The sequence below is a fragment of the Secundilactobacillus silagincola genome (assembly GCF_002583405.1).
Classification (GTDB): Bacteria; Bacillota; Bacilli; order Lactobacillales; family Lactobacillaceae; genus Secundilactobacillus; species Secundilactobacillus silagincola.
This window is the reverse complement of the sequence record NZ_BCMJ01000027.1, coordinates 1-416: the sequence shown is the minus strand read 5'-3', so window position 1 is coordinate 416 and position 416 is coordinate 1. Positions and strand designations below refer to the sequence as shown.

Genomic DNA, 416 nt, shown 5'->3' with positions numbered 1-416 from the left:
ACCGTCTTCACATTATAGTTGGGATTGTCACCCAACTGCACTGTGATGGCATAACCGTTGGTTTGTACGTTTGTATCCTGACTCAGATCAGTCAGACTGTAATTCAATTTAGCCGCTTGCTGACCGACAACTTTTGCTTGATTATCGTTGCCAGTATAACTCTGACCGTCATAACTCTTCGTCAAAGTTGGCGCGATGATCGTTACTGGTGCCGCTGTGATGTGGAACTGACCATCGGTCACGTTGGCACTTTCAATTGTGTAATTCGGGTTAGCTTTTTGTAGCTTCTGCAGCCCAGTATCGCTCAATTTAATCACCGAACTACCGACATTGGCACTCGTGATCCCACTCAGATCAAAGTCTTCAGCTTGCCACTTTGGTGCCACTAAGCCAGTGGAAAGCTTAACGTTGAACTG

1 protein-coding gene is annotated in these 416 nt (G+C 46.2%); it reads right to left on the bottom strand.

From position 1 onward, the window contains the following. Nucleotides 1-416, bottom strand: a 416-nt coding sequence (locus CES82_RS12550; protein ID WP_180245741.1) for an MBG domain-containing protein, incomplete at both ends; no start/stop codon positions are given.